We start from the raw sequence: 12,612 nt of genomic DNA on the forward strand, positions 1-12,612 counted from the left end.
CCCCAGCGTCGGCCCCAGCCCCCTGCCCTCGGGCGACCCCGGCCGGTGAGGGGCCCCGCCATGACCCGGACCAGCCGGCGCAGCTACACCAACCCGGTCTACGGCGGCTACTTCGCCGACCCCTTCGTGCTCGAGTACGGCGGGATGTACTACGCCTACGGCACCGGCGGCGTGCAGCCCGACGGGCGGGTGGTCGAGGTGCTGCAGTCGCCCAACCTGGTGGACTGGACCTCGCTGGGCGGGGCCCTCGAGCCCCTCAGCCTCGACCAGAAGCTCGACTACTGGGCCCCCGAGGTGGCCCACAGCGGCGACCGCTTCTACATGTACTACTCGGCGGGCGTCGGCGACAAAGGCCACGCCCTGCGCGTGGCGAGCGCCACCCAGCCGCAGGGCCCCTTCTGGGACATGGGCCTAGTGCTCACCCCCGACGAGCCCTTCGCCATCGACCCCAGCCCCTTCCGCGACGACGACGGGCAGTGGTACTTGTTCTACGCCAAGGACTTCCTCGACGGCGAGCGGGTGGGCACCGCGCTGGTGGTGGACCGCCTGCGCAGCATGACCCGGCTCGAGGGCTCCCCCCGCACCGTGCTCAGGGCCAGCGCCGACTGGCAGATCTACCAGCGCCAGCGCCCCATGTACGGCGGCGTCCACGACTGGCACACCCTCGAGGGCCCCTTCGTGGTCAAGCGCGGCGGGCGCTACTACTGCTTCTTCTCCGGCGGCCAGGACTACCTCGTCTACCACGCCTGGGACCCCGCCAAGACCGCCCGCCGCATGTGCATCGACCGCCTCCTCTGGACCCCCGAAGGCCCCCACACCGACGGGCCGAGCTTCACGCCGCGACCAGCGCCGGGGGAGGAGCGGTAGGCGGCAAGCTTTGAGCCGCCAGCGGTCGGCTTTCAGCCCTCAGCGACAGGCCTGTGCCTCGTGGTAAACCCCTCCCCTCCGGCGTCAAGGGCCGAGGCGTTTTGCGTCTTGCGTCTCACGTACGACGTAGGACGTACGACGTACGTCCTGCACCCGACGTACGACCCCTCACCGCAACAGCCGCACCGCCTCCACGACCGCCTTCGCGTCGAGCTCGCCCCGGCTCATCCTAGACTGGCACTCCCGCAGGTACTCCTCGAGCACGATCTCCCCGACGCCCTCCAGCGCCCCGCGGATCCCGGAGAGCAGGGTGAGCACCTCGTGGCAGGGGCGGCCCTCCTCGATCATGCGCTGCAGGCCGCGCACCTGGCCCTCCAGGCGGCGCAGGCGGTGGAGGAGTTTCTGGCGCTCGGGCTCGAGCGGGCTCGGGGTTTCGCTCACGGGCGGCTCCTGAGCGGGCTTCAGGCCGTAGCCCCCACGCCCGCCGCCTTGAGGGTGGCCTCGAGGAAGACCCGCTCGGGCTGGCCGCCCAGCACGCGCTGCTGGGTGCGGCCGTGGATGACGGTGTCGGGCACGCCGGAGATCTTGTAGCGGCCGGAGAGCACCGGGAACTCGCTGGCCTCGACGCCCTCGGCCACGATGTTGGGGTTGTGGTAGGCGAACTTGAAGGCCGCCATCACCGCGCGGGGGCAGTAGGGGCAGGTGGGGGTGACGAAGCTCTGCAGCCGCACGGGCTCGGTGACCTTCTCCAGCTCCTTCCGCGCCGGCTCGGGCAGGTTGCTCTCGCCGGTGCCCAGCATCAAAAGCGCCTCGAGCAGCGTGGAGAACTCGTAGCCGCTGGGGATGCCCAGAAAGCGGATGTTGGAGCGCTGCGAGCCCGCCTCGCGCAGCAAGGTGGTGGGGGCGTGGGTCAGACCCAAGGCCTGGGCTTCGGGGTCGCTGAAGGGCTTCTCGACCACGGTGATCCTGTCGTTGAGGCTGGCGACCTCCTTCAGCAGCGCCACGGTCTCCTCCTGCAAACCCGGCTCGTCCTGGCCGGGGAGCACCAGCGCGCTCTTGGTGAAGACCACCAGTTCGACGGGCTGGGCGATGGGTTGCAGGATCTCCCGGACCTGCGCCTGGATCTTCTCGTCTAAAAGGCTCATCTTGCTCCTTCCCTCCCCCTTCCGGGGCATATACCCCCTGGGGCTATTCGACAGCATAGCCCTTCGCGGTATAGGATTCAGGACAGGAGGCACAATGTTCTTCCGACAGATCTACGAGGAGGGGCTGGCCCAGGCGAGCTACCTGGTCGGCTGCCAGACCACCGGCGAGGCGGTGGTGGTGGACCCCCGGCGCGACGTCGGCGTCTACCTGGCCGAGGCCGAGCGCAACAAGCTGCGCGTCGTGGCCGTCACCGAGACCCACGTCCACGCCGACTACCTCTCCGGCGCCCGCGAGCTCGCCAAGGCCGCCGGGGCCACCCTCTACCTCTCCGACGAGGGCGGCGAGGGCTGGAAGTACGGCGGGCTGGAAGGCTTCGAGCACGTGCGGCTCCGCGACGGCGACGAGATCCGGCTGGGCAACGTGCGGGTCAGGGCGCTGCACACCCCCGGCCACACCCCCGAGCACCTCTCCTTCCTCGTCACCGACGGGGCCGCCGCCGACGAGCCCGGCCTCGTCCTGACCGGCGACTTCGTGTTCGTGGGCGACGTCGGGCGGCCGGACCTCCTGGAGGAGGCCGCCGGGATCAAAGGCACCGCAGAGCCGGGCGCGCGGCAGATGTTCAGGAGCCTGAAGGGGAAGCTCCTCACGCTGCCCGACTACGTGCAGGTGTGGCCCGGCCACGGCGCAGGCTCGGCCTGCGGCAAGGCGCTGGGGGCCTTACCCAGCACCACCGTCGGCTACGAGCGGCGCTTCGCCTGGTGGGCCGACTACCTGCGCCGCGGCGACGAGGAGGGCTTCGTGAGGGCCCTGCTGGAGGGCCAGCCGGAGGCCCCCTACTACTTCGCCCGGATGAAGCGGCTCAACCGCGACGGCGTGCCCATCCTGGGAGAGGTTCCCCCGGCCCGCCGGCTCACCCCCGGGCAGTTCCGCCAGGCCCTCCAGGACGGGGCGGTGCTGGTGGACACCCGCGACAAGTCCGCCTTCGCCCGGGGGCACCTTCCCGGCTCCATCAACATTCCGGCGGGCAAGAACTTTCCCACCTGGGCGGGCTGGCTGTTGCCTTACGACCGCCCCCTGGTGCTGCTGGCCTCGCCCCAGCAGGCCGACGAGCTCGCCCGCCAGCTCGTTCGCGTCGGGCTGGACGACGTGCGGGGCTACGTCCCCGGCCTCGAGGGCTACGCCGAGGGCGGGCTCGAGCCCGCCCCCCAGGTCACCGCCGCCGAGGCCAGGGCGCTGTGGGAACGGGGAGAGGCCGCCTTCCTGGACGTGCGCGCTGCCGACGAGTACCGCGCGGGCCACGTCCCCGGGGCGCTCAACCTCCACGCCGGGCGGGTCACGCGGCACCTGCAGCGCATCCCCAGGGACCGGCCGGTGATCGCCTACTGCCTCAGCGGCGACCGCTCCTCCACCGCCGTCAGCGCCCTGCTGGCCGCCGGCTTCACCAACGTCATCAACCTCGCCGGCGGCATCCGGGCCTGGGAACGGGAGGGATACCCGCTCGAGCGCACCCCCGCACGGGAGCCAGCGAACGACTGACCGCGCTTCCACAAACGCCCGCCGGTCCCGGCGGGTGTTCTGCCTCTCACAGCCTGATTAGTAAGCGCCTGTAGGCTCAGGTCACAGCGTCTTGAAGCTCTCGAAGGGCTCGCGGCAGGCGTTGCAGACGTGGATGCTCTTGCACAGCGTGGGGCCGAAGGTGTTCTTCACCGAGGTGTCGAACGAGCCGCAGCGCGGGCAGCGCACGGGCTCGAGCTCCAGCTCGATCAGCCCGAATTCGCCCGCCGGGCGCGGCGGGGCGATGCCGTAGCGCTCGAGCTTGGCCTTGGCCTGCGGGGTGATCGAGTCGGTGGACCACGGCGGGAAGAGCACGGTCCTGACCTCGACCTCGCCAAAACCCAGCCCCCGCACGGCCTGCTCGAGGTTCTCCCGGATCACGTGCAGCGCCGGGCAGCCCGAGAAGGTGGGCGTCATGGTCACGACGACCTTCCCCCCCTCCACCTGCACGTCCCGCACGATCCCCATCTCCACCACGTTGATGACGGGGATCTCGGGGTCAGGCACCTGCGCGAGGGCCTGCCAGACCTGGTCGGCGCTGGGAAGGGGGGTCATAGGAACCTCGAGGCGACGGGGGAAGAGGGCAAAAAGGGTGACGACTCCCCGTTCTGAAGAATGGGGCTTCGCGGTTCTCACGGGACGGCCCACGCCGTACCCATCCCCGCAGGCTCCGTCCGAGCCCAGAAAACCTTGACTCCGTATCGGCAGGCGAGCGCAATGCTTCCGGCTCTGCCACGGGTGTTCGTTTGGAGTTTTACCCATCGGACTACCCGATGGAACCCCCTACTCCAAGTTTCAAGGTGCATTGGGAACGATGTTCCCAAGGAGACTTTACCACACATCCACCGCCCACTATGCTATGTGCTCCTTCGAAGCACGTGGGGGAGTCCATGTATCCCCGGTTTGAAAACCGGGGGATTATAGCTCCCCCACACCCCCTCTTTTTTCTAAAAGGGAAAAAGGTGAAAGGCGCAAAGCCGAAGCGATCGCCCGGCTCTTTCCCTTTTTACCTTTTCCCCTTTTCACCTTTTCCCCCCCGCTCACCACACCTTCGCTTCCGCGTCCCAGCGGGCGGTGGACTGCATCTCGGCCAGCAGCGACCAAAGGTGCTCGGTGTGCGCCTGGCGCGAGGCGGGCTGGTAGCCGGGCTTCAGGGGCAGCTCGAGCCCCGACTTCCGCAACTGCTCGGTGGTGCGCTCGAGCCAGGCCTCCTTGACCTCGGCGAGGTCGGGCACGATGCCCTCGGCCACCAGCAAGGCCTCGCCGGGCAGGGGCACGAAGAGCTGCTGGGCGTAGCCCCACTGCTCGTCGAGGGCCGCCTGGATGCGCCGGCGCGACTCCTCGGTGCCCAGCCCCAGCCGCTCGACCCAGGCCTGGGTGTGCTGGAGGTGGAAGCGCTCCTCGCGCACGACCTTGGCCGCCGCCTCGGCCAGGGGCCGGTAGGTGCTGCGGGTCGCGGCGGAGAGCCACAGCGCCTCGTACACGTCGAAGAGGTACTGCCGCAGCATCGTGAAGGCCCAGTCGCCCTTGGGCAGCTCCACGAGCTCGCAGTTGCGGAACTCCCCGGCGTCGCGGAAGAAGGCCAGCCGGTCGGGGTCGGACCCGTCGAGGGCGGAGCGCAGGCCGTACCAGACGGTGGCGTGCCCCAGCTCGTCCTGGGCGATGTTGGCGAGGGCGATGTCCTCCTCGAGGATGGGCCCGTGGCCGGTCCACTCGCTGTCGCGGTGGGCCAGGATCAGCTCGTCGTCGGCCAGGGCGGTGAGCTTGGCGACGAGGGCCTGCTTTAGCTGCTCATTCATCGTCGTCCCCCCGCGGGCGCTTGAACTTGCTCACGTGCGAGCCCACCACTCCGTAGTAGGACTGCTGCTTGTAGGTCTTGTCCTTGGCCGGGGCGAACCAGCTCTCCACGGTCTCGGGGCTGTCCTCGCTCTTGGTGACGCTCGAGGCCGGCACCACCCACCACGCCAGCGCCTCGGCGTCGGTGAAGCGCTGCCGCGCCAGCTCCAGCGCCTGCTGCGGCGAGAGGGCCTCGAGCTCGCCCACGTAGTCCACGAAGGTCATCGAGCGCTTGTGCGAGGTCTTGCGGAAGACGTAGAAGGTCGAGGGCCGGGGGTCGGGGGCCGGGGCCTTCGGCTCCTGACCCTCGGCAAGCTCCTCCTTCGTCACCGAGAAGACCGCCGAGGCGGGCGCGACCCACATGCTCACCGCCTGGGGCCGGCGGGCAAAGACGTTGCGCGCGGTGAGCAGCGCGTGAAAGGGGTCGGCGGCGTGTACCGAACCCACCGCCTGGTGGGGCTTGGCAGGGGTGTCCTGTTTGAAGACTTCCCAGCGGGGCCACTGTGTGTCCATAAAACCTCTTGAGGTAAAAAGGGTAAAAGGCGAAAAGGTGAAAAGAGGCGCAGCTCAAGCTTTTGCTTTTCCCCTTTTTACCTTTTCAACTTTTCACCTTAAACCGCGACCGCGGTTTGCTGCCTCCTCGCCGCGTAGGCCGCCAGCGCCTCGCGCACCCAGGCGCCTTCGGCGTGGGCCCGGCGGCGGGCCTCGAGGCGCTCCTTGTTCATGGGGCCGTTGCCGTTCACCACGGCCCAGAACTCATCCCAGTTGATGGGCCCGTGGACCCAGTTGCCCGTGGCCTCGTCGTAGCGCAGGCCGGGGTCGGGGAGGGTGAGGCCGGCCTCCAAGATCTCCGGCGCGTGCTCGTTGATGAACTCCTGCCGCACCTCGTCGTTGGTCTTGGTCTTGACGCCCCACTTCACCAGCGTGGGGGTGTTGGGCGAGTCGGAGTCGTGGGGGCCCAGCATCATCAAGGCGGGCCACCACCAGCGGTTGATGGCGTCCTGGGCCATGGCGCGCTGCTTGGGCGTGCCCTTGGCGTAGGTGATCACCATCTCCTTGCCCTGCTTGTGGTGGAAGGTCTCCTCGGCGCAGATGCGCACCATGGCCCGGCTGTAGGGCCCGTAGGAGCACTGCGCCAGCATGGTCTGGTTCTTGATGGCCGCCCCGTCCACCAGCCAGCCGATGGTGCCGATGTCGGCCCAGGTGAGGGTGGGGTAGTTGAAGATGGAGGAATACTTGGCCTTGCCCGAGAGCAGCGCCTCGAGCATCTCCTCCCGCGTGACGCCCAGCGTCTCGGCCGCGTGGTAGAGGTACTGCCCGTGCCCCGCCTCGTCCTGCACCTTGGCGATGAGGATCATCTTGCGCTTGAGGCTGGGCGCCCGCGTGATCCAGGCCCCTTCCGGCAGCATCCCCACCACCTCGCTGTGCGCGTGCTGCGAGATCATGCGCACGAGCTGGCGGCGGTACTCCTCGGGCATCCAGTCGCCCGGCTCGATCTTCTCCCCGCGTGCGATACGGGCCTCGAACTCGGCGAGGCGAGCTTCGTAATCGGGGTCCGTGGGTTTTCCGAACTTTCCAGGCATGGGCCTACCTCCCGAACTAACGCTCGTTAGGTTAAGAGTATAGGGGGCAAATGCCCTGCGATCAAGAATTAGCGCCGTAAACTTTGGACTCGAGTCCAAGTTAGGCCTTAATTTCCCCGGCTTCAAATTGCCGTCCTCGACCGGGGCTCCCCTGCGTTCACCCCGTACCATGGCTCCATGCAAATTGTCTCGGGACGCGCCCGACTGACCGCTGAAGAGGTCATCGATCTTTACGACGCCTCCGGCTGGGGCAGACGTTCCGATTACCTGCCCGAGTCGATCGGCAAAGCCTTAGCGAACACCCAAATTCTGATCCAGGCTCGTTTGAACCATCGCCTGATAGGGCTGTTGAGGGCCTTCTCCGACGGCGTGCTCACCACCCATTTGTCCGAGATCCTGGTGCACCCGGCTTTCCGTGGGCAGGGCGTCGGAACAGCCTTGATGCGGGCCCTGCTCAGCCAGCACCCTATCACCGCGCTGTACGTGGACAGCTTTCCCGAAAACCAGCGCTTTTTTGAGAAGTTCGGCCTGCGGCGGCGGGATCTTCTGCGAAGCATGAGTGCCTCCGGCTATGAGTGGAAGGAGGCCCTCTCTTCCATCGGAGGGCCGCTGAAAGCCCCGTAGGGTTTTGAGCAACTTTAGACCTTCAAGGCTTCGCGCTCAAACCTCGAGCAGCCGCCAAGCCTGCGCCGTGTTGACGATTAGCGTATCCCTCAGCCGGGCTTCACCGCGGGCTTCGTGGACGTGGCCGCAGAGGTAGAGCTTGGGCTGGTGCTGGCGGATGTAGTAGAGGGCTGGCCTCGAGCCGATGTTTATGCCACGCTCGGTGCGGTCCAAATAACCGAACGGTGGCCCATGGGCCACGATAACATCGACCCTTCCGAAGTCCCATACCGCCTCCTCGACCTCGAGCTCGAAAGTCATGTGGTCCCACTGCCACGCCATTTCGGGCCAGTGGTAGGCCGGGGTGAGCGCGACGCCATGGAACGAGAGCCCGGAGGGATGTACCCACGTATTGCCGTCTAGAGCAATCGCCCCCATCCTTTCCCAGTGATGATTGCGCACGCCCACGTCGTGGTTACCGTGCAGCGCCAGAACGTACGGGTACTTGCCTCGAGCCTTTGCAACCCAACCCTCAACCTCGCGCATCTCGGCGCTGCTATAGCCGAAACCGCTATTGGTCCAATCCCCACAATGAATCAGGATTTCGGCTTCCGGGAGCTCGTCTATGTGCGGAAGCTGGCCGTGAGTATCGGAGAGCACGAGGAGTTGTGGCACTTGGGCTGTAGGATACTAGGTTATTGCTGTACAATCCAAACATCATTCGCCTTATGCGGCAAGGCCGCAAGGACGGCCCGAGAAGCGAAGCCGGATCGGAGGCTTGTATGACTGAGCGTGAGCGGCGATTCTATGTTTTTCGAGTCAACTACGACCAGCACAAGAGCTTTATCGAAGAAGAACTCAAGGCGGGTCGGCTACGGCAGGGATGGGGGCCCGTGCCTCTCCGGAAGGCCGATGACGAGGGATATAACCCTAAAGCCTTCGTGGAGGGCTACCGGTCTACCTGGCCTGAAGACAGCGAGGAGGAAGCCGCCAAGCGCTACGGCATCCTTTTCCCCATGCTCGAGATGCAGCCGGGAGATTTAGTAATTATCCCCAAAATCCCCGATTGGGACTGCTTCACGCTCGCCGAGGTTTCGGGCACCTACCGCTTTGACGTTGAGACCCCCCTCCAAAAAGCCGGGGTCAAGGATTTCGGGCATGTCATTCCCATAAATCCCGCGACACTGAAGGTGTTCCGGCATAACTCGAGCATCCCTGCACGGACCGTAAGCTGGAGCTTCCGGGCTTACCAAAAGGCGATCAACAACATCTGGAGCACGGGTGTCCAGGAGGCAATCCTCGCCTTGTGGGAGGCCACTCCCACGTCACAGGTGACGGAACTAGACGGGCAGGTCCACGAAGAGATTCTCGAGGGCTTGAAAAACCGGCTCGCTCATTTGAAGCCCGGTGAAGTAGAGCAGTTGGTGGCTCGGGCCTTCGCCCGCGCGGGCTATGTCCTCGACGGCAGACACCGTTATGACCGCAAAGGTGGCGACGCCGACCTCTTGCTAACGTTTAGACTCCCTCTCCTTTCCGAGCTGACCCCTGCCTCCGTAAAACTCGTCGTGCAAGTCAAGAACAAACAGGGGGTGGATAAGCAGGCTAGCCAGGGGATCGAGCAGTTGGTTGCAATCGCGCCAGAGCCCTCTGTAATGAAAGTGCTGGTATCGACCGCCGATAGCTTTTCCGATGAAGACTACAAGCTGGCTTCAGAAAAAGGCGTGTATCTCCTAGTAGGGCGAAATGCTCTCGCACTCATTGCCCGCGGCATCATCGGTTGACGAGAAGCGTTCTGCCGCCTGCTCGTTAGCTCGAGGCGTAAACCTCTTCCAGACTTAGCTTCAAGCTCAGGCAGGGCAGCTCGAGTTCCCCGCTTTCTTCCAGCGTTTCATAACGCCAGGTGCCATCCTCGAGCCGCCGGTAAACCTCCACCAATCTGCGGTCACAGGATACGAGAACATAGGCTTTCAGGCTGGGAATTTTGCGGCAATTGCGCGGCTTCTCCTCCCGGTCTGTGTCCGAGGTACTCTCCGACAATACCTCCACGACAAAGCAGGGGAAACGCTTATGCCTCGAGCCGTCGTCGGCCTCTTCCCCGTGGCGCACTCGTGAGCGAGCCTCGAGACCCAAATACTCCTCGAAGGTGGCTTTCCCAACCGGCTCCGGGCGGGGCATGGGTTTGATATAGCAGGTCGCGCCGCGCCATCCATACTGCCTCCAGACCGGCTCGAGCCCGGTGCTATACTTGTATTGCAATGCTTGCCGTCCGGTTGCCTAAGGAGATCGAGGAGCGCCTCGAGGCGCTCGCCCGGAAAACCGGGCGCAGCAAGAGCTACTACGTGCGCCAGGCCATCCTGGAGCACCTGGACGACCTCGAGGACTATTACCTGGCGGTGGAACGGCTCGAGCAGAACCTCCCCGGCATCCCCCTAGACGAACTGGAGCGCCGCCTTGGGTTACAGGATTGAGTTCGACCCACGGGCCGAGAAAGAGCTGGCAAAGCTAGACCGTGAGGTGGCCCGCCGCATCCTGCGTTTTTTGCGCGAACGGGTGGCTACGCTGGACGACCCCCGCGGCATCGGGGAGGCGTTGCATGGGCCGGAGCTCGGCAGGTTTTGGAAGTACCGGGTAGGGGATTATCGCCTGATCTGCCACATCCAGGATCAAATAATTGCCGTCCTGGTCCTGCGGATCGGGCATCGGCGGGATGTCTACCGCTGAGCTAGCCCGCTTTCACGCCGACAGGAACCCCCCGTCCACCGGCACCGCCGCCCCGTGCACGTAGCTGGCGAGGTCGCTGCACAGCACCAGCACCATGCGGGCGATCTCGTCGGGGTCGGCCATGCGGCCGGCGGGCAGGCGCTGGAAGTAGTCGTAGCCGGTCTTGAGCAGGCCCAATTGCAGCCGGGCGATTCTGCGGGCCATGCTGCGGGTGCCGGGGGTGTGGGTGCCGCCGGGGAGCAGGGCGTTGATGCGGAAGCCCTTGCGGGCGTGCTCGCGGGCCAGGGCGCGGGTGAGGGCGATCACCCCGGCCTTGCTGGTGCTGTAGGCGCTGAGGTCTTCCTTGAAGGGCAGCACCGCCTCGACCGAGCCGATGTTCACGATCACGCCGCCCTGCTGGCCCCGGGCTCGGATCATGCGCTGGCACATCCACACCACGGCCTCGAGGTTCACCGCCATCAGGTGCTTCCAGAAGCCCTCGTCCATGTCGGAGAAGTGCCGGGTGGGGTAGACGGCGGCGTTGTTGACCAGGATGCCCGGCGGGGAGCCGCTCAGGCCGTCCCAAAGGGCGTCGATGGCGCTTTTCCGGGCGAGGTCCACCGCGTGCAGCCCCACCCGCTGCCCGTAGGGCGAGAGCTCCTGGGCGAGCTGCTCGAGCGCAGCGCGGTTGCAGTCGAGGAGTTCGAGGTCGGCCCCGGCCTCAGCCAGCCGCAACGCTACGGCCCGCCCAATCCCCGAGCCCGCGCCGGTGACCAGCGCAGTCCGGCCGTGAAGGGAGAGCAGTTCGGCGAGCGGGGTCGAGGCAGGCATAGATCACCTGTTTATGATATACAGTATATCATAAAGCATAGCCAAGCTCACAATAGGAGGGTCAACTATCAGCCTTCAGCCGTCAGCGATGGGCGGAAGGCTCGGGGCTCATGGTGAAAGGCCCCCCTCCCCGGCGCCGGGGAAGGAATATCCCCCCTAGCCCCCCTTGCTAAGGGGGGAACAAGGCGTCTGGCGTCCTGCGTTTGGCGTCTTGCGTTTGGCGTTCGGCGTCTTGCGTTTGGCGTTCGGCGTTCGGCGTATTGCGTACGGCGTACGACGTACGACCCGCGTTCAGCTATCAGCTACCGACAACCACCCCTCAAACCCCCAGCGCCCGCTTCAACCCCTCAACCGCTGCCCGCAGTTCGCGCACTTCGGCCTCGAGCGCCTCCACCCTGGCCTCGAGCTCGCTCTTCTCCTCCGCCCGCACCACGGGGGAGGGGGTCCCGGCCAGCAGGTGGGCGTAGCGGGGCTCGCGCTCGCCGGGCTGGCGCTCCAGGCGCGTCACGAGGGGGTTGGGGGCCAGGTTCATCAGGAAGCCGAGGACCTCCTCGACCTCCTGCGCGGAGGCGAACTTGTGCATGGACTCGGTGCGGGCCTTGAGCTCGCCCACCGTCTGGGGGCCGCGCAGCATCAGCACGGCCAGCAGCACCAGGGCGGGGGGCTCGAGCTTGAACTCGCGGTCGAGGAACTGGCGGTACTTGGGGGCGCGGGCGCCGTACTCCTTGACCAGGGCGGTGAGGCGCTTGATCTGCAGGGTGTCGAGGGCTTCTTGCACCTCGGCGTCGGTGAGGTTGGTGACGGGGTTGCGGCCCTGCTTCTGGTTGGCGCCCAGCCGAACGGCGTTGAGGGTCATGGGGTAGTACTCGGGGGTGGCGAACTGCTTCTCGATGAGCGTCCCCAGCACGCGCACCTCGGTCTCGTTGAGGAGTTCCACGGCCGGATTGTATCGCAGGGCCGATGGCCGCGGGCTTGCCCGCCCCGGGGGGCCGCGCCGCGATGAACCGGGTACATAGCCCGGCCGGCGGGTCGTTTGCGCCCGCCCCGGCCGCGGGGCCCGTCTAGAATTTGCCCATCGCCGCAGGCCTTAGGAGGTCGCATGTCTGTCCAAAAGCTCATCGACACGGTTCAGGAAGCCGCCCGAACCTCGCAAAGCCTCAACATCTACGTCGTCGGCTCGATGGGTAAGGACTACCGCTCGAGCTTCCTCACCCTCTACCGCGGGGAGCTGGTGCAGTTCGCCCTGCACGACCGGGGAGGCCGGGCCGCGCTGGCCTACCTGCCGAAGTACGAGGTCAAGGAGGTCATGACCGCGCCGGTCCAGGGCACCCCCAGCCGCGACGCCGACGCCCCCAGCGTGAAGGAGTTGCTCGAGGCGCTGTCCAAGTCCTCCTGGGTGCACGTGCACTGAGTCCCCCGCCACGGCCGGGGGTTATCCGCTCGGCGCATTCCCGCCCTCACCCGCCCCCAAAGCTCTCAGGGACGGGGTTTT

General features: G+C 66.4%; 17 protein-coding genes. 7 read left to right on the forward strand and 10 right to left on the reverse strand.

What is annotated here, in order from left to right; translation table 11 throughout:
• Positions 1-60 precede the first annotated feature (60 nt).
• Positions 61-867, forward strand: a complete 807-nt coding sequence (locus Mterra_RS05120; protein ID WP_119314195.1) for a glycoside hydrolase family 43 protein — start codon at positions 61-63, stop codon at positions 865-867.
• Between the two features lie 168 nt (positions 868-1,035).
• Here Mterra_RS05120 and Mterra_RS05125 read toward each other — a convergent pair whose 3' ends face one another.
• Both Mterra_RS05125 and pdo read right to left on the reverse strand, forming a co-directional pair.
• Positions 1,036-1,308, reverse strand: coding sequence for a metal-sensitive transcriptional regulator (locus Mterra_RS05125; protein WP_119314196.1), 273 nt, complete (start codon positions 1,306-1,308; stop codon positions 1,036-1,038).
• A 20-nt stretch (positions 1,309-1,328) separates the two neighbouring features.
• Positions 1,329-2,012, reverse strand: a complete 684-nt coding sequence (pdo, locus tag Mterra_RS05130) for a protein disulfide oxidoreductase (RefSeq protein ID WP_119314222.1) — start codon at positions 2,010-2,012, stop codon at positions 1,329-1,331.
• 94 nt (positions 2,013-2,106) lie between these two features.
• Between pdo and Mterra_RS05135 the strand changes: the two genes are divergently transcribed.
• Positions 2,107-3,549: an MBL fold metallo-hydrolase gene (locus Mterra_RS05135; protein ID WP_119314197.1), complete on the forward strand. Its 1,443-nt coding sequence runs from the start codon at positions 2,107-2,109 to the stop codon at positions 3,547-3,549.
• Positions 3,550-3,630: 81 nt separating this feature from the next.
• Here Mterra_RS05135 and paaD read toward each other — a convergent pair whose 3' ends face one another.
• The 4 genes from paaD to paaA all read right to left on the reverse strand — a co-directional run bounded on the left by paaD (position 3,631) and on the right by paaA (position 6,986).
• A complete protein-coding gene (gene paaD / locus Mterra_RS05140) occupies positions 3,631-4,122 on the reverse strand; it encodes a 1,2-phenylacetyl-CoA epoxidase subunit PaaD (RefSeq protein ID WP_119314198.1) in 492 nt (163 codons plus the stop codon).
• A 485-nt stretch (positions 4,123-4,607) separates the two neighbouring features.
• A complete protein-coding gene (gene paaC / locus Mterra_RS05145) occupies positions 4,608-5,366 on the reverse strand; it encodes a 1,2-phenylacetyl-CoA epoxidase subunit PaaC (protein ID WP_119314199.1) in 759 nt (252 codons plus the stop codon).
• A complete protein-coding gene (locus Mterra_RS05150; protein WP_119314200.1) occupies positions 5,359-5,916 on the reverse strand; it encodes a phenylacetic acid degradation protein in 558 nt (185 codons plus the stop codon). The genes paaC and Mterra_RS05150 overlap by 8 nt, the downstream gene beginning before the upstream one ends.
• A 98-nt stretch (positions 5,917-6,014) precedes the next feature.
• On the reverse strand, positions 6,015-6,986 hold the full coding sequence (paaA, locus tag Mterra_RS05155) for a 1,2-phenylacetyl-CoA epoxidase subunit PaaA (protein ID WP_119314201.1): 972 nt from the start codon (positions 6,984-6,986) through the stop codon (positions 6,015-6,017).
• 177 nt (positions 6,987-7,163) lie between these two features.
• Here paaA and Mterra_RS05160 point away from each other — a divergent pair, with 177 nt between their 5' ends.
• A complete protein-coding gene (locus tag Mterra_RS05160) occupies positions 7,164-7,610 on the forward strand; it encodes a GNAT family N-acetyltransferase (protein ID WP_119314202.1) in 447 nt (148 codons plus the stop codon).
• A 36-nt stretch (positions 7,611-7,646) separates the two neighbouring features.
• Here the strand turns inward: Mterra_RS05160 and Mterra_RS05165 are convergent, their stop codons facing one another.
• The gene (locus tag Mterra_RS05165; protein ID WP_041652708.1) at positions 7,647-8,264 is read right to left on the reverse strand and encodes a metallophosphoesterase family protein; all 618 of its coding nucleotides are present in this window, start codon (positions 8,262-8,264) and stop codon (positions 7,647-7,649) included.
• A gap of 107 nt (positions 8,265-8,371) precedes the next feature.
• Here Mterra_RS05165 and Mterra_RS05170 point away from each other — a divergent pair, with 107 nt between their 5' ends.
• Positions 8,372-9,370, forward strand: coding sequence for a restriction endonuclease (locus Mterra_RS05170; protein WP_170159558.1), 999 nt, complete (start codon positions 8,372-8,374; stop codon positions 9,368-9,370).
• Between the two features lie 25 nt (positions 9,371-9,395).
• Here the strand turns inward: Mterra_RS05170 and Mterra_RS05175 are convergent, their stop codons facing one another.
• Positions 9,396-9,764 carry a Uma2 family endonuclease gene (locus Mterra_RS05175; protein ID WP_119314204.1) on the reverse strand — a complete coding sequence of 123 codons (369 nt, stop codon included), beginning with the start codon at positions 9,762-9,764 and terminating at the stop codon, positions 9,396-9,398.
• A gap of 80 nt (positions 9,765-9,844) precedes the next feature.
• On the opposite strand from Mterra_RS05175, the gene relB reads away from it, so the two are divergent.
• Positions 9,845-10,057 carry a type II toxin-antitoxin system RelB family antitoxin gene (gene relB / locus Mterra_RS05180; RefSeq protein ID WP_119314205.1) on the forward strand — a complete coding sequence of 71 codons (213 nt, stop codon included), beginning with the start codon at positions 9,845-9,847 and terminating at the stop codon, positions 10,055-10,057.
• The gene (locus tag Mterra_RS05185; protein WP_119314206.1) at positions 10,041-10,310 is read left to right on the forward strand and encodes a type II toxin-antitoxin system RelE family toxin; all 270 of its coding nucleotides are present in this window, start codon (positions 10,041-10,043) and stop codon (positions 10,308-10,310) included. Before relB ends, Mterra_RS05185 begins: the two co-directional genes overlap by 17 nt.
• 12 nt (positions 10,311-10,322) lie before the next feature.
• On the opposite strand, the gene Mterra_RS05190 is transcribed toward Mterra_RS05185, so the two are convergent.
• Positions 10,323-11,120, reverse strand: coding sequence for an SDR family NAD(P)-dependent oxidoreductase (locus Mterra_RS05190; protein ID WP_027891653.1), 798 nt, complete (start codon positions 11,118-11,120; stop codon positions 10,323-10,325).
• A 319-nt stretch (positions 11,121-11,439) separates the two neighbouring features.
• Positions 11,440-12,057: a YceH family protein gene (locus Mterra_RS05195; protein WP_119314207.1), complete on the reverse strand. Its 618-nt coding sequence runs from the start codon at positions 12,055-12,057 to the stop codon at positions 11,440-11,442.
• A 162-nt stretch (positions 12,058-12,219) separates the two neighbouring features.
• On the opposite strand from Mterra_RS05195, the gene Mterra_RS05200 reads away from it, so the two are divergent.
• Positions 12,220-12,531, forward strand: coding sequence for a hypothetical protein (locus Mterra_RS05200; RefSeq protein ID WP_119314208.1), 312 nt, complete (start codon positions 12,220-12,222; stop codon positions 12,529-12,531).
• Positions 12,532-12,612 lie beyond the last annotated feature (81 nt).

Origin of the sequence: Calidithermus terrae (genome assembly GCF_003574345.1) — a bacterium.
GTDB lineage: Bacteria > Deinococcota > Deinococci > Deinococcales > Thermaceae > Calidithermus > Calidithermus chliarophilus.

Coding starts and splice junctions, on each gene's coding strand:
- pdo (WP_119314222.1), bottom strand. CDS start 2,012: ATGAGCCTTTTAGACGAGAAGATCCAGGCGCAGGTCCGGGAGATCCTG.
- Mterra_RS05135 (WP_119314197.1), top strand. CDS start 2,107: ATGTTCTTCCGACAGATCTACGAGGAGGGGCTGGCCCAGGCGAGCTAC.
- Mterra_RS05170 (WP_170159558.1), top strand. CDS start 8,372: ATGACTGAGCGTGAGCGGCGATTCTATGTTTTTCGAGTCAACTACGAC.
- Mterra_RS05190 (WP_027891653.1), bottom strand. CDS start 11,120: ATGCCTGCCTCGACCCCGCTCGCCGAACTGCTCTCCCTTCACGGCCGG.
- paaD (WP_119314198.1), bottom strand. CDS start 4,122: ATGACCCCCCTTCCCAGCGCCGACCAGGTCTGGCAGGCCCTCGCGCAG.
- Mterra_RS05200 (WP_119314208.1), top strand. CDS start 12,220: ATGTCTGTCCAAAAGCTCATCGACACGGTTCAGGAAGCCGCCCGAACC.
- paaA (WP_119314201.1), bottom strand. CDS start 6,986: ATGCCTGGAAAGTTCGGAAAACCCACGGACCCCGATTACGAAGCTCGC.
- relB (WP_119314205.1), top strand. CDS start 9,845: ATGCTTGCCGTCCGGTTGCCTAAGGAGATCGAGGAGCGCCTCGAGGCG.
- Mterra_RS05150 (WP_119314200.1), bottom strand. CDS start 5,916: ATGGACACACAGTGGCCCCGCTGGGAAGTCTTCAAACAGGACACCCCT.
- Mterra_RS05160 (WP_119314202.1), top strand. CDS start 7,164: ATGCAAATTGTCTCGGGACGCGCCCGACTGACCGCTGAAGAGGTCATC.
- paaC (WP_119314199.1), bottom strand. CDS start 5,366: ATGAATGAGCAGCTAAAGCAGGCCCTCGTCGCCAAGCTCACCGCCCTG.
- Mterra_RS05120 (WP_119314195.1), top strand. CDS start 61: ATGACCCGGACCAGCCGGCGCAGCTACACCAACCCGGTCTACGGCGGC.
- Mterra_RS05175 (WP_119314204.1), bottom strand. CDS start 9,764: ATGCCCCGCCCGGAGCCGGTTGGGAAAGCCACCTTCGAGGAGTATTTG.